Origin of the sequence: Salinarimonas sp. NSM, assembly GCF_052380005.1 — a bacterium.
GTDB lineage: Bacteria > Pseudomonadota > Alphaproteobacteria > Rhizobiales > Beijerinckiaceae > Salinarimonas.
Genome location: NZ_JBQTCJ010000079.1, coordinates 1 through 21,192, shown reverse-complemented (window position 1 = coordinate 21,192; position 21,192 = coordinate 1). Strand labels below are relative to the sequence as shown.

The following is a 21,192-nucleotide window of genomic DNA, read 5'->3' as shown; positions in this document are numbered from 1 at the left end:
GCGGGCCGGCCCGGGGCCGGGGCGGTTCTACCCCGGGGGGGGGGGGGGGGGGCGGCGGGGCGGTTAGGGGGGCGGGGGGGCGCCGACGTCTCTGGCTCCCGGGGGGAGCGCGTCGCGGATCACCAGCCGCGACGGCTCATGCGCTCGAGCTGCGACTGCAGGTCGGCCAGGGCCTCCTCGGCCGTGGCACTGCCAGTGAGCACGTTGTGGCTCGCCTCCCAGAACTCCGCCGAGACCTGGTTGTAGGCCTCGCCGGTCGGACGCGAGGGACGCGCCACCGCGTTGACGAACGTGTCGTACAGGTCGCCGAAGAACGGCACCGCGTCGAGCACCTCCTGGTCCTCGTAGAGCGCGGCGATCGTCGGGTTGTAGGCGCCGACGATGGCGCGGCGCTTCTGCTCCTCGTAGGACGTCAGGTAGCGCACGAGGTCGGCGGCAGCCTCCTGCTCCTCCGAGTACTGCGAGACGGCGAGCTGCCAGCCGCCGAGCGTGCCGGTGTTCTTGCCGTCCTCGCCGCCCTTCGGCAGGGCCGCGACGCCGACGTTGCCGGAGATGGGGCTGTCCGCGCCGTTGGCGAGCGGGTAGGCGTAGGGCCAGTTGCGCATGAACACGGCGTTGCCGGACTGGAAGACGCCGCGCGCCTCCTCCTCGGCGTAGTTCAGCACGCCCTCCGGCGTGATGTTCCCGATCCAGGTCGAGGCCAGATCGAGCGCGGCGACAGCGTTGGGGTTGTCGATCGTCACCGTGCCGTCGGGATCGACGATGGAACCGCCGCCGAAGGCGTCGACCCACTCGAGCGCGTTGCAGGTCAGGCCTTCGTAGGCGCGGCCCTGGAACACGAAGCCCCACATCTGGCCGTTGCCCTCGGCCCGCTCGGCGTCCTGGATGGCCTTGGCGGTCTCGGTCATCTCCTGCCAAGTGGTGGGCACCTCGAAGCCGTGCTTCTCGAGCAGGTCGGAGCGGTAGTAGAGCAGCCCCGCGTCGGTGAACCAGGGCATGGCGACGAGACGCCCTTCGATCGTGTTGTTCTCCACGATCGCCTCGAAGTGCTCGTCCTGCGCGCCGTCCATGAAGGGCGCGAGATCGATGAAGTGGTCGGCCAGGATGCCGGGCCAGATCACGTCGATCTGGAAGACGTCGATGTCCGCCGCGCCGGCCGCCAGCAGCTGCTGGTAGAGCGCGAGGCGCTCCGTCGAGGAGTTCGGCGTCGAGACCACCGTCACCGTGTTGCCGGTCGCCTCGGCCCAGGCCTCCGCGCCGTCGCGGCAGATGTCGAGCTCCTGGCCCAGCGCGCCGCAGGAGATCGAGATCGAGGCGCCCTGCGCCTGCGCCCCGCCGGCGGCGAGCGCCGCCGTCAACGCCAGCGCCGAGGCGCCGATGAGAGTGCGAACGTGCATGCGTGATGTCCTCCCTTGCTGCCGGCGAGCGCCGTTGCACATCGCCGCCCTTGGACTCCGTTCAGACGAACGCCCCGGCTCGCGACATCGAGGGTCGCTCCCGAAGCGGTCCGGGTCTCCCCACGTTGCGCATCCAAAGCGCTTTGGGAAAGCCGTAGAACGACGTGGGGTAACCTGTCAAGGAAGCGTCGCATCATTTTCTGTTTTGCACTGCAACATATCTTTTCGCATACGCGGAAAGCCTTGCACGATACTCTGAAACCTCGCACAATGCGGTCTCAAAGCGCTTTGGACGAGCGGTATGAATCTAAAGGAACTTGCCGCGCACCTGGGAATCTCGCAGACGACCGTCTCGCGGGCGCTCAACGGCTATCCCGACGTCGCCGAGGCGACGCGCAGGCAGGTGCTCGAGGCGGCGCGCCAGTTCAACTACCGACCGAACCCGGCGGCGCGGCGCCTCGCCACCGGCCGGGCCGGGACCGTCGCGATCCTGTTTCCGGTCGAGCGCAACCTGCTGGTCGACCCACATTTCTTCGAACTCCTGGCCGGCCTGGCGGAGATGATCGCGCGCACCGAGATGGAGCTGTCGCTGCGGGCGACGCCGCCCCACGAGGAGCTCGAGACGTACCGACGTCTCGTCAACGCCGGACGCGTCGACGGGTTCGTTCTCTCCTCGCCGACGCTGCACGATCCGCGCATAGCCGAGCTCACCGCGCTCGGCGCGCCGTTCGTGGTGCACGGCCGCACGCAGGAGACGCTGCCCTACGCCTATCTCGACATCGACAACGAGGACGCGTTCGCCCGGGCCACCGCGCTGCTGCTCGACCTCGGCCACACCGACGTCGCGCTGCTGAACGGGGACGCCGCGCTGACCTTCGCGCGCGACCGCGAGCACGGCTATCGCGGCGCCCTCGCCGCGCGCGGGCTCTCGGCCGCGCCGGGCCGGGTCACGAATGCGCCGATGACGGAGGAGGTCGGCTACCGGCTCGCCCGGGCCATGCTCGAGGCGGCGGAGCGGCCCACGGCCTTCCTCGCCTCGAGCGTGCTGCTCGCGCTCGGCGTCTATCGCGCCGCGCGCGATCTCGGCCTCGCCGTGGGGCGTGACGTCTCGGTCATCGCGCACGACGACGCCCTGCCCTTCCTCAAGGCGGAGACTTTCGACCCGCCGCTCGCGACGACGCTCTCCCCCATCCGCCGCGCGGGCTACCGCATCGGCGAGATGCTGATCGAACGCATCTCCGGGGTGGACCCGAAGGCGCTCCAGGAACTGTGGCAGGTCGACCTCGTCTTCCGCCCGTCCGTCGCCCCTCCGCGCGGGGTGCGCGGCGGCACGGCGGCGGCCCGCGCCGGGAGCCGCGGCGCCGGGGACCGCCGCCCGACACGGTGAGCGGCTCAGCGCGGGCGAGAAGCGGCCTCGGTCGCCGTCTCGTCCAACGCCTCGCCGATGCGCGCCCGCAGCTCCGATCCCGTACGCTGGAAGCCGAGCAGGCGCGCCACGGCGGTGACGGCCTCCTCGTGCGACAGGGCGCCGTTGTCGGCGATCGCCCGCCCCAGCGCGGCGCGGATCTCCGCGGCGGCGATCATCGAAGGCTGGCGCGTGTAGGGGGGCGCGTCGCTCCGGTCGCGCACCGGCGGTGCGGACTGCTGCGCCCGCGTCATCCAGAACCCGCGCTCGACCACGAGCGCGTCGTCGCTCTCGCCGAGGCCTTCCCGGCGCGCGGCCGCAGCCGAGAGGCCGCGCGCGACCGTCTCGGCGATGCGTGCCCCGGCGCGCTGCGCGCCGAAGGCGGCGGCGTAGCGGCGGGCGATCTCGTCGGCGTGGATCGGGCCTTCGACGGCGACGATCTCGCGGACCATGCGCGCGACGTCCGACAGGCGCGCCTCGTGCGGCTCGACGCCCCGCGGGGCGACCGGCGCGGCGGCGCGGTAGGGGTCGCCGGCGGCGGGGCCGGGCGCGCCGTGGAGCGGCGCTGTGTCGGGCACGAGCATGTCGTGCTCGTTCTTCCGTGGAGGTGCGGGCGGTGGCGCCGGCGCGGGCGGCGGCTCGGCCTGCGCGGCCTCGAGCGCCGCGCGCAGACGCATGATCTCGGCCTCGCGGTGGTAGTACCAGTCCGTGCTCCAGATCCGGTGGAAGCGCCAGCCCATGCCCTCCAGGATCTCCTGGCGCAGGCGGTCGCGCTCGCGCGCCCACAGAGCGCCGTGATAGCTCGCGCCGTCGCATTCGACCGCGAGCATCCAGCGCCCCGGCCTCTCGGGATGGCGGATCGCGAGATCGATGCGGAAGCCCGCGTGCCCGACCTGCGGATCGGCGAGGTATCCGAGGCCGGCGACGACGCGCGCGACATCCTCCTCGAAGCCGCTCTCGGGGTCGCGCCCCGTGGCGCCGGCCGTCTCCAGCACGCCCGTCTCGGCATAGGCGAGGAACCGCCTGAGCGCGGCGGGGCCGCGCCCGCGACCGCGGGCGAGGTCGATGTCCCCGCTCGAGAAGGAGACGAAGACCTCGCAGCGCAGCCGCGCGCGGGTGAACAGCACGTTGAGCCGCCGCTCTCCCCCGTCCGACGAGACCGGCCCGAACGCCATCGTGTCGAGCGGCTCGCCCGCCCGGCGCGGGCCGTAGCCGACGCTGATGAGGATCACGTCGCGCTCGTCGCCCTGCACGTTCTCCAAGTTCTTGACGAACAGGCTCTCCCCGCCCTCGCGCGCCACGATGAAGGCGTCTAGCGTAGGGTCGGCGCGGCGCGCCTCGTCGAGGTGCAGCGAGACGAGGTCGCGCTGGGCGGTGGAGAAGGTGACGATGCCGAGCGACTCCCCCGGCCGCTCGCGGGAATGGCGCGCCGCCGCCTCGACGACCGCGCGGGCCTCCACGGCGTTCGTGCGCGTGCCGCCTCGGTCGTAGGCGCCGGGGACGCGGGTGGCGACGAGGCCCTGCGCGCCCCGCTCCGCCTGCGGCGAGGGCGGCAGCACGAGGTCGTGATCGTAGAACTCCGCGTTCGACACCGCGATGAGCGAGGGGTGGCGCGAGCGGTAGTGCCAGCGCAGGCGCGTCCGCGGCAGGCCGCGGGCCTCGCACAGGGTGAGGATCGATTCCAGCTCCGTCGCCTTGGCCGCGCCGGCGAGCGCGTCGTCGGTGTCGTCCTGCGCCTCCTCCTCCTCCGCGGGCACCGCTTCGGCCATCAGCCGATCGAAGAAGCTCGTGGGCGGCAGCTGCTTCGCGTCGCCGACCACGACGACGCGATCGGCCCGGGCGAGCACGCCGAGCGCATCCTCCGGGCGCACCTGGCTCGCCTCGTCGAAGACGACGAGGTCGAAGCGGATGCGCCCCGGCTCGAGGTACTGCGCCACCGAGAGCGGGCTCATCAGGAAGATCGGCTTGATGCGCTGGAGGGCCGAGCCGGCGCGGGCGACGAGGCGGCGCAGCGCCACGTGCCCGCGCTTCTTGGCGATCTCGCCGCGAATCACGGCCATCTCGCCGCTGCCGCCGCGGGGCATCGCAGCGGCGTGGCGGGCGCGGATCAGCGCGGCGACCTCGCCGCGGCGGGCGTGCTCCAGCCGCGCGAACTCGGCGACGAGCTCGCCGCGCGGCAGGCCCTCCAGCGTCGCCAGCCCCGGCCGCTCGGCGAGAGCGCGCGTCCAGAGCGCCTCGGCACGGGCGTGGCGCAGCTCCTCCAGCGCGGCGCCGGGGGCGAGCCGCCCGTCGGCGAGGCGCCGGGCGAGATCGTCCGCCCCCGCCTCGGCGAGAGCGGCCTGCGCCTGCGCGAGCGCCCGCCACTCGGGAAACCGCGCCGTCCCGTCCCGCCAACCGGCCAGGCGCTCGGCGAGAGCGGCGAGCGGGATCGCCTCGAGGCGTGCGACGCCGAAGGCGCGGGGTAGGTCGAGCCCGAGCGTGTCGAGCACGGTGCTCGCCGCCTCCCGGCTCTCCGAGGCCAGTGCATCGACGTCCGCCGACGCCTTGGCGAGCCGCGCGTCGCCGGCATAGGCGCGCAGGCGCGGCCATCGCCCGGCGAGGTCGGCACCGAGGATCGCGGCGGGGCCACGCCGCCAGGCGAGGATCGCGCGCAGGGACGCGACGTCGGTGCGCCGCCCCGCCCAGAGTGGGCCCAGCGTGTCGCGCGCCTGCGCTCCGACCTCGTCGAGCGTGGCGAGACGCTGCCGCAGCGCGATCAGCCGGTCGAGCAGCGCGAGGCGCTCGGCCGGCTCGCGTGGCAAGTCCCCCGTGATCCACGTCGCCAGCTCCGCGACCGCACGGCGATAGCCGCCGCCGAGCCGCGCGAAGAAGGAGCCGGCGCCGCGCGCGAGGGCGGCGCGGACGTCGGCCGTGCGCGCCTCCAGCGCCGCGGGTGCGAAGAGCGGCAGGTCGGCCTCGATCGCGGCGATCGCCTCCGCGGCCTCGGCGAGAAGCGCCTCGCAGCGGGCGAGCACGGCCTCGGGGAGCGCGACGAGCGCATCGCGCATCTCCGGGCCGCCGGGCGCCTGCGCCAAGGCGTCGAGGGCGCGGGCGAGGCCGGCCATCTCGCCGAGCGTCCGCGGCGCAGCACGGCCGAGCGCCTCGGCGTAGCGCCCCGACGCCTCGACCCGATGCGGCAAGACCTCGGCGAGCGCCGCGCAGGACGGTGCGAGCCGCTCGAGGTCGAGCGGCTGGAGCGCGAGCCGCGTCGCGCCGCGCCAGGGATGGTCGTCGGCGCGGCCGTGACGGGCGACGAGCTCCGCGAGCCCGGCCACCTGCGCGACGAGGGTCTCCCACGACCGTGCGTCGGCATTCGCCAGCCCTTCGATCGCGACGGTCGGCGGCGGCAGGCCCAGGCCGGCGGCACGGGCGAGGTCGCCCAGCGCGCGGTGGGGGGTCGTCCCGCTCTCGCCGAGCGGCGCGTGCAGCCCCTCGCTCGCGGCGTTGAGCGCGTCGCGCACCTCCGCGAGCCGCCGCTCGCTGCGGGCGAGGTCCGGCGCGTCGGCGCGGGCCTCGAGGGTGCGGCCGAGCTCCTGCGCGACGAGCCGCTTGTTGGCCGCGCGCGAGTGCAGCTCGAGGCACAGGGGCCCGAGCCCCGCACGCTCGAGGCGCGCATGGACGACCTCGAGAGCCACCATCTTCTCGGCCACGAAGAGCACGGAGAGCCCGTCGTGCGCCGCCGCCGCGAGGAGGTTGGCGATCGTCTGCGACTTGCCCGTGCCCGGCGGCCCCTGCACGACGAGATTCCCGCCCGCCCGCACGGTCTCGATGGCGAGCGTCTGCGAATGATCCGCATCGACCACGTGCAGGAGGTCGCTCGGCCGGAAGCGGCGGTCGAGCGCGCCGGGCACGACCACGGGCGGCGCCGGTGCCTCCGGGAAGCCCTCGACCAGGAGGCCGTGCAGCAGGGGGTGGTCGAGGATCGCCCGCCCGGGCCACTTCTCGGGCTCCAGGTCGTGGAACATCAGGAGCTTGGCGAAGGAGAACAGGCCGAGCTCGACGCCGCCGCGGTCCACGCCCCAGCGCGGCTTGCCGGAGACCGCCTCCATCACGGAATCGAAGTAGGTCGCGAGCGTCCAGTCCTCCGCCTCGGGGATCGGCGGCAGGGTCACGCCGAGCTCGCGCAGGCGCTCGGCGAGCGGGAGGTTCAGGCCGATGTCCTCCTCGCGCGCCCTCAGGTCGAAGGTCGAGCGCCGCGCGTCGCGCACGAGCGAGACCGGGACGAGCACGAGCGGCGCCTCGCGGGGCACGTCGGTGCGCTCGTCCTCGTACCAGCGCAGGAAGCCGATGGCGAGGTACAGGATGTTGACGCCCTGCTCCTCCTCGAGCAGGCGGGCGTCGCGGAAGAAGCGCAGGAGCCGCTTGTCGAGCGCCGCCGGCCCGAGCCGGGTGGCGAGCGTATCCGGCCGCGGCCCCGCGGGCGCGGAGAGCGCAGGAGACGTGTCCGCCGCGTCCTCCTCGTCCTCCTCGTCCTCGTCGAGAACGGCGTCCGGCAGCGTCATCGGGGTGCGGAAGGCGCCGCCGCCTTCCGCCGCATTCTCATCGGCGAGGGGCTCGTCCTCCTCCCGCGCACCGGCGGCGGCGCGGGCGGCGAGGACGGGGTCGGGGGCGAAGCGCAGCGCGCGTCCCTCACGAACGAGACGCGCGAACAGGACCTCGGTGTCCGGCACGCCCACGGCGAGGGTCGCGGGGCGCTTCGAGGCGCGGTTCACGTGCACCAGCCGGTTGCGCGTCCCGGTTTCGATCAGCCGCGTGCGCGCCGCGGCGAGCTCCGCTTCCAGGCGGGTGCGATTCGTCCGCGCGCTCGGCTGGTCGTCCACGGTGCGTCTCCTGCGCGACAGCCCCGCGACGAGGCCGTTCACCTCGGATTTATCGCAACCGTGAAACGAAGATGCAAGCGGCGGGAGCAGGCGGCGAACGGCACGCGAGCGCGGCCCTCAGCCCTTGTCGTACGGGTTCTTGCCCACCCGCAGCGAGTAGCGGATCGGCACGCCCGGCAGCTCGAAGGTCTCGCGCAGGCTGTTGACGAGATAGCGCGTGTAGCTCTTCGGCAGAGCGTGGAGCTGGTTGCCGAAGAAGGAGAAGTGCGGCGGGCGCGCCTTCACCTGGGTGCAGTAGCGGATCTTGATGCGCCGGCCGGAGACCGCCGGGGGCGGGTTGGCGGAGAGCGCGTCACCGAGCCAGCGGTTGAGCTTCGCCGTGGAGATGCGCCGGTTCCAGGTGCCGTAGACGGCGAAGACCGCGTGCATCAGCCTGTCGATCCCCTCCCCCGCCAGCCCCGACAGCGGCACGACGGGCGCGCCCTTGACCTGCGGCAGGAGCCGCGTCGCCTTCTCGCGCAGCTCTGCGAGGAGCTTCGGCTGGTCGGCGACGAGGTCCCACTTGTTGAGGCCGATCACCACCGCGCGCCCTTCACGCTCGACGAGGTCGACGATGGTGAGGTCCTGCTTCTCGAAGGGGATCGTGGCGTCGAGGAGCACGACCACCACCTCGGCGAAGCGCATGGCGCGCAGGCCGTCGGAGACCGAGAGCTTCTCGAGCTTCTCCTGCACCTTGGCGCGGCGTCGCATGCCCGCCGTGTCGATGAGCTTCACCGCCTTGCCGCGCCATTCCCACGGCACGGTGATGGCGTCGCGGGTGATGCCGGCCTCGGGGCCCACCAGGAGCCGGTCCTCGCCGAGCATGCGGTTGATCAGCGTCGACTTGCCGGCGTTGGGGCGCCCGATGATGGCGATCTGCACCGGCTTGCCGACGGGCGTCTCGTCGCGGTCCTCGTCGATCTCCGGATCGAGCTCGATCGGCGCCGCGCCGCGGGCGAGGTCGGCCTCCTCGCCGTCCTCGAGCGTCTCGGCCGCCGCGTCGCGCGGCATGTGCACGAGGAGCGCGTCGTAGAGCTCACCGAGCCCCTCGCCGTGCTCCGCCGAGAAGGCGATCGGCTCGCCGAGCCCGAGCCCGTAGGCGTCGTAGGTCCCCTCCGCCCCCGCGCGTCCCTCCGCCTTGTTGGCGAGCAGGATCACCGGCTTGCCGGAGCGCCGCACCAGCTCCGCGAAGGGCTGGTCGGCGGGGAGCAGGCCCGTGCGCGCGTCCATGACGAAGAGCACGACGTCGGCGTCCGCGATGGCGCGCTCGGTCTGCGCGCGCATGCGCCCGGCGAGGCTGCCGGGATCGGCCTCCTCGAGGCCGGCGGTGTCGATGATGCGGAAGCGCAGGTCCGCGAGCTTCCCATCGCCCTCGCGCCGGTCGCGGGTCACGCCGGGTCGGTCGTCGACGAGCGCGAGCTTCTTGCCGACGAGGCGGTTGAACAGGGTCGACTTGCCCACGTTGGGGCGGCCGACGACGGCGACGACGAGCGACATGGTGCGTCCCGCGCGGGCGGGCTCTCTCTCAGTTCGCGGCGCCGAGCGGGCCGGCGGCCACCAGGGCGGAATAGATGGCGAGACGCTGGCGCAGTGCGCCGGGCGTCTGCGGATCGGTGGCGACGCGGTCGAACCACTCGCCGGCGGCGGCGTAGTCGCCGCGGCGCAGCGCGGCGAGGCCGAGCTGCTCGCGGGCGGTGTGGCGGAAGGCCCCCTCCCCCGCCGCGAGGCTCTGGAGCACGGGCAGCGCCGTGTCGGGCGCGGAATCGAGCCGGAGCAGCGCCCCGCGCAGCCGGGCGAGATCGCGCAGCACCGCCGGCGCGCCGGCGTCGGAGGCGATCGCCTCGTAGGCGGCGACGCCCTCGGCGATGTCCGTCTGCGCCGCGATGGCCGCGAGCCGCAGCCGCGCGAGCACGCCGGCGGCGCCGGGCGCCTCCTCGGCGAGTCCGGAGAGCAGCGCGCTCGCCTCGTCGGAGCGGCCCTGCTCGACCAGGCTCGACGCCTCGTAGAGCGCGAGCGAGGCCTCCTCGGCGCGCTGGCGCTCGCGCGCCTCCCACCAGGTGTATCCGGCGACGCCCACGACGACGACGACGAGCACGCTCACGACGAGCGGCCCGAAGCGCTTCCACAGCGCCGCCATCTGCGCGCGGCGATATTCCTCGTCGACCTCGCGGGTGAACTGATCCATGAACCTCGAACGGCGCGCCCGGGCGCGCCCCCTCGCATGACGATAGAGCGGATGCGCCTATCATACGCCGCCCGGCGTGGCGAGCGTTTCGTGACGGGCGCGAGGTGGAGCGCGGCGGGCTCGATGCGATGCCCCTCCTCGCGTTGACTTTCCAGCCCCCATCCTCCATAAGCCGCCCGACTGGAGCGGCGCTCCGCGCGAGCGGCGTCGGCTTCCCATGTGCATCATGACGAGCAGCGGGCGTCGCGCGCGGGTCTCTTCGACCCGATCCGCGCAGCATTCGGGACGGGCCCGCGGCGAGACGTTAGAGAACCGAGCGGAGACGAGGCCGTGAAGAGGACGTATCAACCCAGCAAGCTCGTGCGCAAGCGCCGCCACGGTTTCCGTGCGCGCATGGCGACCGTCGGCGGCCGCAAGGTGATCGCCAACCGTCGCTCGAAGGGGCGCAAGCGCCTCTCCGCCTGAGCGGAGGAGGGCTGTGGGGGGCGAGCCGGCGATGCGCGGGACCAACGACGCGCCGCGTGCCGGTCGCCTGACGAAACGACGGGAGTTCGTCGCGGCGGCCTCGGGCCGCCGTTTCCATTGCGAGCGCATGACGGTGCAGGGCCTGCTGCGGGACGACGACGCCCCGCTGCGGGTCGGCTTCACGGTGACGAAGAAGGTCGGCAACGCCGTCGAGCGCAACCGCATCAAGCGGCGCCTGCGCCACGCGACCCGCGATGCGCTCGCGCGCGGGGCGAGCGGGCCGCACGAGGCGCGCGCCGATGCGCGGCACGACGTCGCGGCGGAGCGCACCCCCGAGGCGCCGCGCCCGCCGGATCCGCTTCCCCCGGCGGACGTCGTCGTGATCGCCCGGCGCCCGGCGCTCGAGGCGCCGTATTCCTCCCTCATTGACGATTTCGCGCGCGCCCTCCACGTGGTGACCAAGCCCGGCGGCGCGCGGCCCGAGCACGGGGGTGCCCCGCGCGGGCGCCGCCGCGGCAGCGGCACGAGCCGGCGCGACGCGCCTCCCCCAGGCAATCCCGAAGTGACCCCGTAGAGCTCCATGCGCGACGAAGACTCCCGCAACCTGATCCTGGCGATCGTCCTCTCGGTGATCGTGTTCGTCGCCTGGACGTACTTCTACGCGGCGCCGCAGGCGCAGCGCGAGGCGGAGCTCGCGGCCCAGCAGCAGACCGCGCAGGCCGTCGACGCGGCACAGCCGAACCTGCCGCTGCCGTCCGGCGGCGGCATCGCGCCGGGGGCTCCGACGCAGACGCTCGTGCCGGGGCAGAGCCTCCCCGCCACGCGCGAGGCCGCGCTCGCCGCCGCCCCGCGCCTGCCGATCTCGACGCCCTCCAAGGAGGGCTCGATCAACCTGCGCGGCGCGCGCATCGACGACCTGATCCTCAAGGACTACTTCGAGACGCCCGAGCCGGGCTCCGACCCGATCGTGCTGCTCTCGCCCTCGAACACCGCCAACCCGTACTACGCCGAGTTCGGCTGGATCGGCGGCGGCGAGGTACCGGGCGGCGTGCCCGATTCGCAGACGGTCTGGGAGACGGACGCCGACGCGCTCACGCCGCAGAGCCCGGTCACGCTGACGTGGACCAACGAGGCCGGCATCGTCTTCGAGCGCGAGATCTCGGTGGACCAGGACGCGCTGTTCACGATCGAGGATCGCGCGCTCAACCAGTCCGGGGAGCCGATCACGCTCTACCCGTACGGTCTCGTGTCGCGCCACGGCATGCCCAACGTGCTCGGCTACTTCGTCATCCACGAGGGCTTCATCGGCGTGCTCGGCGACGAGGGCCTGCAGGAGTGGGGCTACGACGACATCGCCGAGGCCGACCCGCTGCGCGCCGCCGTCACCGGCGAGGTGTGGCGCGACGTCACCGGCGGCTGGGTCGGCATCACCGACAAGTACTGGGCGACCGCCATCGTCCCCGACCAGGAGACGAGCTTCACCGGCCGCTACACGGCGGAGAGCGCCGGCGGCGCGCCGATCTTCCAGGCCGACGCGCTCGGCGCCGCGCGCACCCTCGCGCCGGGCGAGAGCGCGACCTCGACGAAGCGGCTCTTCGCGGGCGCCAAGGAGGTCGACGTCGTCGACGGCTACGGCGAGGCCTACGGCATCCGCCAGTTCGACCTCCTGATCGACTGGGGGTGGTTCTACTTCATCACCAAGCCGATGTTCTACGCGCTGGACTTCTTCTTCGGCGTGTTCGGCAACTTCGGCGTGGCGATCCTGATCGTGACCGTGCTGCTGAAGATCCTCTTCCTGCCGCTCGCCAACAAGTCCTATGCCTCCATGGCCAAGATGAAGGCCGTGCAGCCGGAGATGATGGCCATCCGGGAGCGCTGGGGCGACGACCGGATGAAGCAGCAGCAGGAGCTGATGGACCTCTACAAACGCGAGAAGATCAACCCGGTGGCCGGCTGCTGGCCGGTGCTGATCCAGATCCCGGTCTTCTTCGCGCTCTACAAGGTGCTGTTCGTCACGATCGAGATGCGCCACGCGCCCTTCTTCGGCTGGGTGCAGGACCTCGCCGCGCCGGACCCGACCTCGATCTTCAACCTGTTCGGGCTCATCCCCTGGGAGACCCCGGCGCTCCTGACCGTCGGCGTCTGGCCGATCGTGATGGGCCTGACGATGTTCGTCCAGATGAAGATGAACCCCGAGCCGCCGGACCCGGTGCAGAAGGCGGTGTTCACCTGGATGCCGGTGATCTTCACCTTCATGCTGGCCTCGTTCCCGGCGGGACTGGTCATCTACTGGGCCTGGAACAACTTCCTCTCGGTGCTCCAGCAGGGCTTCATCATGCGCCGCCACGGCGTGAAGATCGAGCTGTGGGACAACATCAAGAAGATGCTCGGCGGCGGCAGGGCCGCGGCCAAGGGATGAGCGACGCGAGCCCGGTTCCTGGGGCGCGATCCGCACGAGGGCGGCATCGAGCGAGGCCGCGGCCTTGACCGGGCATCGTGCGAGCGGCTACGGGAGAACGATGAATGGACGATCGCGCCCTCTTCCCGCGTCCATGACGCTGCTCTCCGCACTAATGCTGGCGGCGTGCGACGGGGCACCGGAGACCGCCCAGGACAACGACGCTCCGCCGGCCGCGGTCGAGAGCGAGGCGCCGGCGGCGTTGCTCTCGGAGCCGCCGCCCGTGGCACGCCAGCCGTCCATCCCTCCTCCGAGCACTCACGTCGCCCTCAATCCGGGCGCGTACCGCGCCGACGACATCACCCTGTCGCTCAGCGCCCTGCGCTTCGAGCTCGAGGCTCCCGGCGTGGGGATCGGCGCTGAAGGCCGCTATGAGATCATCAACGGCGTCCTCGAGCTCGCCGCGACCGCAGGCGAGACCGGAGAGATCGCTTTCCCGCTCGAGTGCCGCCTGTCGCGTGTCGGGCCGGGCATCGCCTTCGAGGACGTGGCGTCGGGCTCGTGCGGCCCGCTCGCGGAGCTGCAGTTCCAGCGCGACACCCGTCCCGGCGCCCTGGACGCCGACTGACGGAAATCGGCGCCGCCCGTCCTACTCCGCCGGCATCGCCGCGGCCGCGGGCCGCGACAGCACCGTCTCGCGTCCGGCGTCGGGGTGACGCGGGACCAGGAAGGCCAGCGCGAGGGAGGCGCAGGCGATCCCCGCGCCGATGAGGAACACCGCCGAGGGGTCGCTCATCCAGATCACGCCGAAGGTCACAGGCATCGCCACCGCCGCGATGTGGTTGATGGTGAAGGCGACGGAAGCCGTGGGCGCGATGTCGGCGGGGTCGCCGATCTTCTGGAAGTAGGTCTTCTGCGCGATGGTCAGCGTGAAGAATACGCCGTCGAGCACGAACAGCGCCCCCGCGACCAGCGCCGATCCGGTGAAGGCGTAGCCGAGGAAGACGAGCACCAGCACCACGTTCTCGGCGAGGATCGTCGCCCGCTCGCCGAAGTAGCCGATCGCGCGCCCGAGCAGCGGCGCGGCGACGACGTTGATGGCGCAGGTGAGGAACAGGAGCTGGGCGAGCGTCGACACCTCGTAGCCGAAGCGCTCGACCAGCAGGAAGGCGCCGAAGGCCATGAAGATCTGCCGCCGCGCCCCCGACAGGAAGGTGAGCGCGTAGTAGAGCCAGTAACGCCGGCGCAGCACGATGCCGCGGTTCTGCTTCGTCTCGCCCTGGAAGCGCTTGAAGCCCGCCATCGCCAGGATGCCGAGCGCCACGGTGGCGCCGCCGGCGATGAGGTACATCGCCTCGTAGGAGGGCGTGATCAGCAGGAAGGCGCCGGCGATGGCGCCGTAGGCCACGAGCTGAGCCGCGGCGGCCGCCCCGTAGATCTTGCCGATGCCGCGCGGCGCCTCCTTCTTGGTGAGGAGCTGGAGCGAGAGCGCCTGGTTCGCGGTCTCGAAATAGTGGAAGCCGATCGACATGATGGTCGTCGTCAGGATGAGCCCCCAGAACGAGGGGAGATACCCCGTCAGCGCCACGCCGACGCCGAGCATGAGGATCGAGAGGTAGGCGAGCGTCTGCTCGCGCATGATCATGAACAGGAAGACGGCGGTGAAGGCGAGGAAGCCCGGAATCTCGCGCACCGACTGGAGCACGCCGATCTGGAAGCCGTCGAACCCGGCGGCGTCCTTGGCGAAGTTGTTCAAGAGCGCCTGCCAGCTCGCGAAGCCGAGCCAGTTCACGAAGGCGAGCGTCATCAGGAAGGCGATGGGCGAGGCGGCGACGGCGGGGAGCCGGGACGGGGCGTGAGGCGGCAAGGTACGGCTCCGGGCGGGCGATTGCGCACGAGACGCCAATGCGCGGGCGACGTCAAATGGCGATGACGCCCGCATCGTCTGCGCACCACCGCCTCGCGGCGCGAGCCGGGCCTTGCGATCGATCAACGTGAACGCGACCCGCGACGCCTACGTTTCCCTGGAAGGCCGCGCGAGAGACGCGCACCCGCGAGGAGGTCCCCATGTACAAGACGATCCTGGTTCCCGTCGATCTCGCCGAACCCAAGGCTTCGGAGAGCGCGCTCGCGACCGCCGCGCGCCTGGCGGACGCCGGCGACGGCACGATCCGGCTGATCTACGTGCGCCCGCTGATGCCGGTGACCTACATGGAATACGTCCCCGCGTCGTTCGAGGCGGACCAGCAGCGCGAGGCCGAGGAGACGCTCGCCGACATCGCCGCCACCGTGCCGCTGCCGAAGGAGCGCGTCTCGGCCGTGGTGCGGCTCGGATCGATCTACCACGAGGTGCTGGCGGAGGCCGAGGAGGCGGGCGCGGACCTCGTCGTCATCGGCTCGCACCGTCCCACGATGGCGACCTACCTGCTCGGCTCGAACGCCACCACGATCGTGCGCCACGCCACGTCGTCGGTGCTCGTGGTGCGCTGACGGCGGGCGGATCACGACCGCGGGGCGAGGCTCTCGGGCGGGTCGTCCGGGGAGAAGCCCCGCGGCTTGTTGAGGCGCACCATCGGCTCGAGCTGCCAGATCCCGAGCAGCGCCACCGCCGCGGCGACGAGCGCGAGGGCGGTCTCGCCGATGCGGTGAATCTCGAGCGCGAACACCGCGAGCGCGCCGACGATCAGCACGGACACGAGCGCGGTCACGATCCAGATCGGCCAGGGGCGGCCGGCGACGAAGCGGGCCTGCGGCGCGGCCTTGGCCGTGCGGCGCAGGAGCTCGCGCAGGAACCGGCCGTAGGCGGCGTCCTGCCGACGGGCGTCGAACATGGCGCGGTAGGTGACCGACGAGATGGCTACCGAGCGCCCGTCGTCGAGCTTGAGCTTCGCCTCGCGCCGCCCCGGCGCGAAGGATGCGGGCGCGTAGGTGAGACGCACCTCCCTCACCCGCTCGAGCGGCAGCCGGTCGACGCGACCCATCCGCTCCACCTCGAGTGCCTTGCCCTTCAGCCGGAAGGCGATCGGGAAGCCGACCGGGCGGGGCGTCTGCTCGTAGGCGAACGCCTCCCGGGACGTGTCGCCGGACGGCTCTGGAAGGGGCTCTGGAAGGGACTTGGAAACGTCGCGCGTCATGGCGGTTCCATGGACGCGCGCGGGCCGAAACGCAAGCGCCCGCTCACCCCTGCGGCGGCGCGAGCCCCGCGACCGCGAGCGCCTCGGCCTGGCGCGCGGCGAGCGCGTCGAGATCGAAGCGGGCGATCTCCTCCTCGAAGAGGCGGTGATAGTTCAGCTCCGAGCGCAGGTGCAGGTAGACCGCGCCGAGCCCGATCGCCGCCCGGTCCATGAACACGAACTCGCGCGGCACCGTCACCGGCCCCTTCTCCTTGAGCGCCTTGTGCACCTCGAAGGCCTCGCGCCGGCCGTAGGCGCCCGGTGAGACGCCGTCGGCGATGGTGCGGGTGCGGTCCTCCAGCAGCGGGCCGTAGATGAAGCGCGCCCAGATGTTGAGGATGTCGATCAGCTCGTCGTTGAGCCGCTTGAAGCCCCAGGTCTCGTAGGCGTGGACCATCCGGGCGCGGTCGTTCTCCTGCAGGCCGCGATAGAGATCGACGACGCCACCCACGAATTTCGGCGGGAAGATGCGCACGCAGCCGTAGTCCAGCAGGTTGATGCCCCGCGCCTCGCCGTCCTCCTCCCACACCGAGTAGTTCCCCAGGTGCGGGTCGCCGTGGATCATCGCCCCCGACGAGAAGGGGTGCCACCAGGCCTTGAACATCGCGATGGCGAGGCGATTGCGCACCTCGACGGGCTCGTCCTTGTAGCCGAGGATCTTGTTGCCCTGGAGCCAGCCGAGCGTGAGGAGCCGCTTCGTCGACAGCTCGTCGACGATGTCGGGCACGCGCACCTCGGGCACGGAGGCGAGCGTGTGGGCGTAGATTCGCGCGTGCTTGGCCTCGCGGACGTAGTCGAGCTCCTCGCGCACCCGCTCGGCGATCTCCTTCTTGATCTCGCTCGTGTCGATCGCCGGATCCATGCGCTTGTGCAGCGCGAAGGCGAAGTCGAGCTGGCGCAGGTCCGCCTCCACCGCGGACTGCATGTCCGGATATTGCAACTTACAAGCGATCTCACGCCCGTCGAGCGTGGTCGCCTTGTGCACCTGACCGAGCGAGGCGGCCGCCGCCGGCTTGAGGTCGAACGCGCCGAAGCGCGCCCGCCAGCCCTGGCCGAGCTCGGCCTGCATCCGGCGCTTGACGAAGGCCGCCCCCATCGGCGGCGCCTCCGCCTGGAGCTTCTGAAGCTCGGCGGCGTATTCCGGCGGGACGACGTCGGGAATGGTGGCGAGCAGCTGCGCCACCTTCATGATCGGGCCCTTGAGACCGCCGAGCGCCTGCGCGAGCGCGGCGGCGCCCTGCGCGTCCTCGCGCCCGAGCATGCGCGCGCCGGCCATGCGCGCGGCGACGCCGCCCATGTTCGCGCCCACCCGCGCGTAGCGGGCGGCGCGGGCGGAGAAGCGGTTGGCCTCGCGGTCTCGGTCGTTGCCTTCGCTCATGGGGCTGCGCCTGTCCTCGAGGTCGTCCGTCGGGGTGGATGTAAGGCGCACCCGGCCGCCAGCCAGCTCCCTGGGGGAGAGGTCTATGGCCGCAGGGGCGGACGAGGGCAGCGGGACGTGCCCCCCGCTCACCCCTCCTCCATCGCCTCGAGCTCCCCGATCAGCCGCTCGATCATCGACAGGCCGATCTTCCAGAACTCCGGCGTCGTCGCGTCGAGGCCGAAGGGCTTCAAGAGCTCCCCGTAGTGCTTCGTGCCGCCGGCGGCCAACATCTCGAAATAGCGATCGACGAAGCCGTCCGAGGCGTTCTCGTAGACGCCGTAGAGCGAGTTCACCAGGCAGTCGCCGAAGGCGTAGGCGTAGACGTAGAACGGCGAGTGGACGAAGTGGGGGATGTAGGCCCAATAGGTCTCGTAGCCCTCCGAGAGCCGGATCGCCGGCCCCAGCGAATCCGCCTGCACCGACATCCAGGCGGCGTTCAGATCCTCGGTCGTCAGCTCGCCCTCGCGGCGGGCGACGTGCACCTTGCGCTCGAACTCGTAGAACGCGATCTGGCGCACCACCGTGTTGATCATGTCCTCGACCTTGGCGGCGAGCATGGCGCGGCGCTCGGCCGGCTTCGTCGTCTGGTCGAGGAGGCGGCGGAAGGTGAGCATCTCGCCGAAGACGCTGGCGGTCTCGGCGAGCGTCAGCGGCGTCTGCGCCATCAGCGCGCCCTGGGGCGCGGCGAGCACCTGATGGACGCCGTGGCCGAGCTCGTGGGCGAGCGTCATCACGTCCCGCGGCTTGCCCTGGTAGTTGAGCAGCACGTAGGGGTGGGCCGAGGGCACGGTCGGGTGCGCGAAGGCGCCCGGCGCCTTGCCCGGCCGCGTCGGCGCGTCGATCCAGCCCTCGTCGAAGAAGCGCCTCGCGATGTCGGCCATCCTCGGCGAGAAGCCGGCATAGGCGTCGAGCACGGTGGCGCGCGCGTCCTCCCAGCGGATCGTGCGCTGCTCGACCTTCGGCAGCGGCGCGTTGCGATCCCAGAACTCGAGCTCGGGCTTGCCGAACCACTTCGCCTTGAGCGCATAGTAGCGGTGCGACAGCCGCGGATAGGCCTCCCGGACGGCGGCCACGAGCGCCTCCACCGTCTCGCGCTCGACGCGGTTGGCGAGGTGGCGCTGGTCGGCGACGTCCGTGAAACCGCGCCAGCGATCCGAGATCTCCTTGTCCTTGGCGAGCGTGTTGGTGATCAGCGTGAACGTGCGCAGGTTCTCGCGGAAGGTGGCGGCCAGTGCCGCCGCCGCGTCGCGCCGCACGGTCTCGTCGCGGTCCTGGAGCTTGTTGAGGGTCGGCTCGATCGGCAGCTCCTCGCCGCGCACCGTGAATCGGAGGGAGGCGATGGTCTCGTCGAACAGACGGTTCCAGGCGCCGCGCCCGGTCACGGACTTCTCGTGGAACAGCTCCTCGATGCGATCCTCGAGCTGGAAGGGCTTGTCCTTGCGCAGGTCCTCGAGCCAGGGCCTGTAGTGCGACAGCGGCGCCTGCGCGACGAGCGCGTCGACGCGCGCGTCGTCGAGCCGGTTGAGCTCGAGGGGGAAGAACAGGAGCTGCGCGGTCGCGGCGGTGAGACGCTCCTGCGTGTCCCCGTAGAACTTCGCCCGCCTCGGGTCCGTCGTGTCGCCGGCATAGACGAGGCCGGCGTAGGACATCAGCCGGCCGAGCAGGTCCTCCAGCCGGTCGTAGCGGGCGATGGCCTCGAACAGCGCCCGCGCCGCCCCCTCCCCCGCCGCGATCCCGGCGAGCTTCCCGCGATAGGCCTGCGCGAACGCCGCGCACTCGTCCTTGGCCGCCGCCATGTCGCGGGCGAGCTCGGGCGCGTCCATCGCCGGGTAGAGATGGGTGAGATCCCATTCGGGCAGGGTGCCGAACTCGGTCGCCGCAGTGCCCTTCGCGGGAGCGCCTTTCGTGGCGGCGCCGCTCCCGGCGGCTGCCTTCGGTGCGCGGGAGAGCGGGCTGGCGGGCGAGCGGTCGATCGTCATGCGGCGAGTGTCCTCGTGGGCGGCGGTGGCGATACGCGATGCGTGAGGAGCCATATTGGCCGCTCGGGCCGCGCGCGCAACCGTCGCGGTCGCGTCGGGCCGTCGCGGCCATCCACAACCATGCGCCGCCGCGTCAACACCCTCTTAACCCCTTGGCCCCAAGGTGCCCCGAAACGACACATCCCCTCGAGCCTGGTGCCCCTCTATGACCTCGACGATCCTGATCGTGGACGACGACCCCGTGCAGCGGCGCCTGCTCGAGGCGATGGTGCGGCGATTCGGGTACGAGGTGCGCGTGGCGGAGAGCGGGGCGCAGGCGCTCGAGACGCTGCGCGCGGAGCCCGGGATCGGCGCCGTGGTGCTCGACCTCGTCATGCCCGATCTCGACGGCATGGGGCTCCTCGCCGCCATGCGCGAGGCGGGGATCGACGCGCCGGTGATCGTGCAGACCGCCCACGGCTCGATCGAGACCGTGGTCCAGGCCATGCGCGCGGGGGCGATAGACTTCGTGGTCAAGCCCGTGGGCGCCGAGCGGCTGCAGGTGTCGCTGACGAACGCGCTGCGGGTCGACCAGCTCGAGGACGAGATCCGGCGCATGAAGCGCCGGGCCGAGGGCACGCTCAGCTTCAAGGACCTGGCCTCGCGCTCGCCCGACATGCTGCGCGTGATCCGTCTCGCGGAGCGCGCGGCGAAGTCGACCATCCCCGTGCTGATCGAGGGCGAATCGGGGGTGGGCAAGGAGGTGCTGGCGCGCGCCATCCAGGGCTCGGGGGACCGGCGCGGCAAGCCGTTCATCACCGTGAATTGCGGAGCGATCCCCGAGAGCCTCGTCGAATCGACCCTCTTCGGCCACGAGAAGGGCGCCTTCACCGGCGCGACCGAGCGGCATCTGGGCAAGTTCGTCGAGGCGAACGGGGGGACGCTGTTCCTCGACGAGATCGGCGAGCTGCCTCTCGACGCGCAGGTGAAGCTCCTGCGCGCCATCCAGGAGGGCGAGGTCGATCCGGTGGGCGCGAAGCGGTCCGTGCGCGTCGACATCCGCCTCGTCTCGGCGACGAACAAGAGCCTGCTCGACCTCGTCAAGCAGGGCAAGTTCCGCGAGGACCTGTACTATCGCCTCAACGTCTTCCCGATGACGCTGCCGCCCCTGCGGGCGCGCCGCGAGGACATCCCCGACCTCGTGCGCTCCTTCGTGGCGCGGGTGGCGGCGGAGGAGGGCAAGCGCGTGCGCGGGGTGGCGCCCGCGGCGATGGAGCTGCTGACCCGCTACGACTGGCCGGGCAACGTGCGCCAGCTCGAGAACGCGATCTTCCGCGCGGTGGTGCTTTGCGACGGCGACCAGCTCGGCGTCGACGAGTTCCCGCAGATCGCCGCCCAGGTCGCCGGCTACGACGTCCGCATCCCGCCCGCCCCGGTGTTCGCCGAGACGGGGACCGCGCAGGCGCCGGTGCGCGAGGTCGTGCACGTCGAGGTGAAGGACCCGAGCGCGCTCCCCCTCCTCGACGAGGACGGGCAGGCGCGCACTCTCGAGCAGCTCGAGCTCGAGATCATCCGATTCGCGCTCAGGCACTATCGCGGGCACATGTCGGAGGTCTCACGCCGGCTCGGGATCGGGCGCTCGACGCTCTACCGCAAGCTCAAGGAATTCGGGCTCGAGGACGAGGCCGCCGCCTGAGGGTGGTCCGCGCCCCGGATGCTTGCGGCGCGGGTGCAACAGCGCGCGGGAAAACGCGCGCGCGGGCCTCACGACGATTGATGACAACGGCCAAGGTTGGCAGGCTCCCCAGATGATCGCGTTCGCCCCACGTCCCGTCCGCAACCCCGCCGCCCGCAACCGCGCCGCCCGCAACCGCGCCGCGCCGGCCCTGGCGC

General features: G+C 72.2%; 15 protein-coding genes. 7 read left to right on the top strand and 8 right to left on the bottom strand.

What is annotated here, in order from left to right:
- Positions 1-119: 119 nt before the first annotated feature.
- Positions 120-1,397, bottom strand: a complete 1,278-nt coding sequence (locus ACTZWW_RS20730; RefSeq protein WP_444782869.1) for an ABC transporter substrate-binding protein — start codon at positions 1,395-1,397, stop codon at positions 120-122.
- Positions 1,398-1,698: 301 nt separating this feature from the next.
- On the opposite strand from ACTZWW_RS20730, the gene ACTZWW_RS20725 reads away from it, so the two are divergent.
- Entirely contained in the window at positions 1,699-2,784 is a 1,086-nt protein-coding gene (locus tag ACTZWW_RS20725; protein WP_444782868.1) for a substrate-binding domain-containing protein, read from the top strand.
- Positions 2,785-2,789: 5 nt separating this feature from the next.
- On the opposite strand, the gene ACTZWW_RS20720 is transcribed toward ACTZWW_RS20725, so the two are convergent.
- The 3 genes from ACTZWW_RS20720 to ACTZWW_RS20710 form a co-directional block, all read right to left on the bottom strand.
- Positions 2,790-7,703: a DUF3320 domain-containing protein gene (locus ACTZWW_RS20720; RefSeq protein ID WP_444782867.1), complete on the bottom strand. Its 4,914-nt coding sequence runs from the start codon at positions 7,701-7,703 to the stop codon at positions 2,790-2,792.
- A 75-nt stretch (positions 7,704-7,778) separates the two neighbouring features.
- Positions 7,779-9,197 carry a ribosome biogenesis GTPase Der gene (gene der / locus ACTZWW_RS20715; RefSeq protein ID WP_444782866.1) on the bottom strand — a complete coding sequence of 473 codons (1,419 nt, stop codon included), beginning with the start codon at positions 9,195-9,197 and terminating at the stop codon, positions 7,779-7,781.
- A 28-nt stretch (positions 9,198-9,225) separates the two neighbouring features.
- On the bottom strand, positions 9,226-9,885 hold the full coding sequence (locus ACTZWW_RS20710; RefSeq protein WP_444782865.1) for a tetratricopeptide repeat protein: 660 nt from the start codon (positions 9,883-9,885) through the stop codon (positions 9,226-9,228).
- A gap of 330 nt (positions 9,886-10,215) precedes the next feature.
- Here ACTZWW_RS20710 and rpmH point away from each other — a divergent pair, with 330 nt between their 5' ends.
- The 4 genes from rpmH to ACTZWW_RS20690 all read left to right on the top strand — a co-directional run bounded on the left by rpmH (position 10,216) and on the right by ACTZWW_RS20690 (position 13,376).
- Complete coding sequence (rpmH, locus tag ACTZWW_RS20705) at positions 10,216-10,350, top strand: 50S ribosomal protein L34 (protein WP_011631430.1); 135 nt, start codon at positions 10,216-10,218, stop codon at positions 10,348-10,350.
- A gap of 31 nt (positions 10,351-10,381) precedes the next feature.
- A complete protein-coding gene (gene rnpA, locus ACTZWW_RS20700; protein ID WP_444782864.1) occupies positions 10,382-10,924 on the top strand; it encodes a ribonuclease P protein component in 543 nt (180 codons plus the stop codon).
- A gap of 6 nt (positions 10,925-10,930) precedes the next feature.
- The gene (gene yidC, locus ACTZWW_RS20695; RefSeq protein WP_444782863.1) at positions 10,931-12,769 is read left to right on the top strand and encodes a membrane protein insertase YidC; all 1,839 of its coding nucleotides are present in this window, start codon (positions 10,931-10,933) and stop codon (positions 12,767-12,769) included.
- 133 nt (positions 12,770-12,902) lie between these two features.
- On the top strand, positions 12,903-13,376 hold the full coding sequence (locus tag ACTZWW_RS20690) for a hypothetical protein (RefSeq protein ID WP_444782862.1): 474 nt from the start codon (positions 12,903-12,905) through the stop codon (positions 13,374-13,376).
- Between the two features lie 21 nt (positions 13,377-13,397).
- Here ACTZWW_RS20690 and ACTZWW_RS20685 read toward each other — a convergent pair whose 3' ends face one another.
- The gene (locus ACTZWW_RS20685) at positions 13,398-14,615 is read right to left on the bottom strand and encodes an MFS transporter (RefSeq protein ID WP_444782861.1); all 1,218 of its coding nucleotides are present in this window, start codon (positions 14,613-14,615) and stop codon (positions 13,398-13,400) included.
- Positions 14,616-14,815: 200 nt separating this feature from the next.
- Between ACTZWW_RS20685 and ACTZWW_RS20680 the strand changes: the two genes are divergently transcribed.
- Entirely contained in the window at positions 14,816-15,238 is a 423-nt protein-coding gene (locus ACTZWW_RS20680; protein WP_444782860.1) for a universal stress protein, read from the top strand.
- Between the two features lie 11 nt (positions 15,239-15,249).
- On the opposite strand, the gene ACTZWW_RS20675 is transcribed toward ACTZWW_RS20680, so the two are convergent.
- The 3 genes from ACTZWW_RS20675 to ACTZWW_RS20665 form a co-directional block, all read right to left on the bottom strand.
- The gene (locus ACTZWW_RS20675; RefSeq protein ID WP_444782859.1) at positions 15,250-15,882 is read right to left on the bottom strand and encodes a hypothetical protein; all 633 of its coding nucleotides are present in this window, start codon (positions 15,880-15,882) and stop codon (positions 15,250-15,252) included.
- Positions 15,883-15,925: 43 nt separating this feature from the next.
- Positions 15,926-17,299 carry an ABC1 kinase family protein gene (locus ACTZWW_RS20670; protein WP_444782858.1) on the bottom strand — a complete coding sequence of 458 codons (1,374 nt, stop codon included), beginning with the start codon at positions 17,297-17,299 and terminating at the stop codon, positions 15,926-15,928.
- A gap of 128 nt (positions 17,300-17,427) precedes the next feature.
- Positions 17,428-19,320 carry a M3 family oligoendopeptidase gene (locus ACTZWW_RS20665; protein ID WP_444782857.1) on the bottom strand — a complete coding sequence of 631 codons (1,893 nt, stop codon included), beginning with the start codon at positions 19,318-19,320 and terminating at the stop codon, positions 17,428-17,430.
- Positions 19,321-19,525: 205 nt separating this feature from the next.
- Here ACTZWW_RS20665 and ACTZWW_RS20660 point away from each other — a divergent pair, with 205 nt between their 5' ends.
- On the top strand, positions 19,526-20,995 hold the full coding sequence (locus ACTZWW_RS20660) for a sigma-54-dependent transcriptional regulator (RefSeq protein WP_444782856.1): 1,470 nt from the start codon (positions 19,526-19,528) through the stop codon (positions 20,993-20,995).
- Positions 20,996-21,192: the final 197 nt, after the last annotated feature.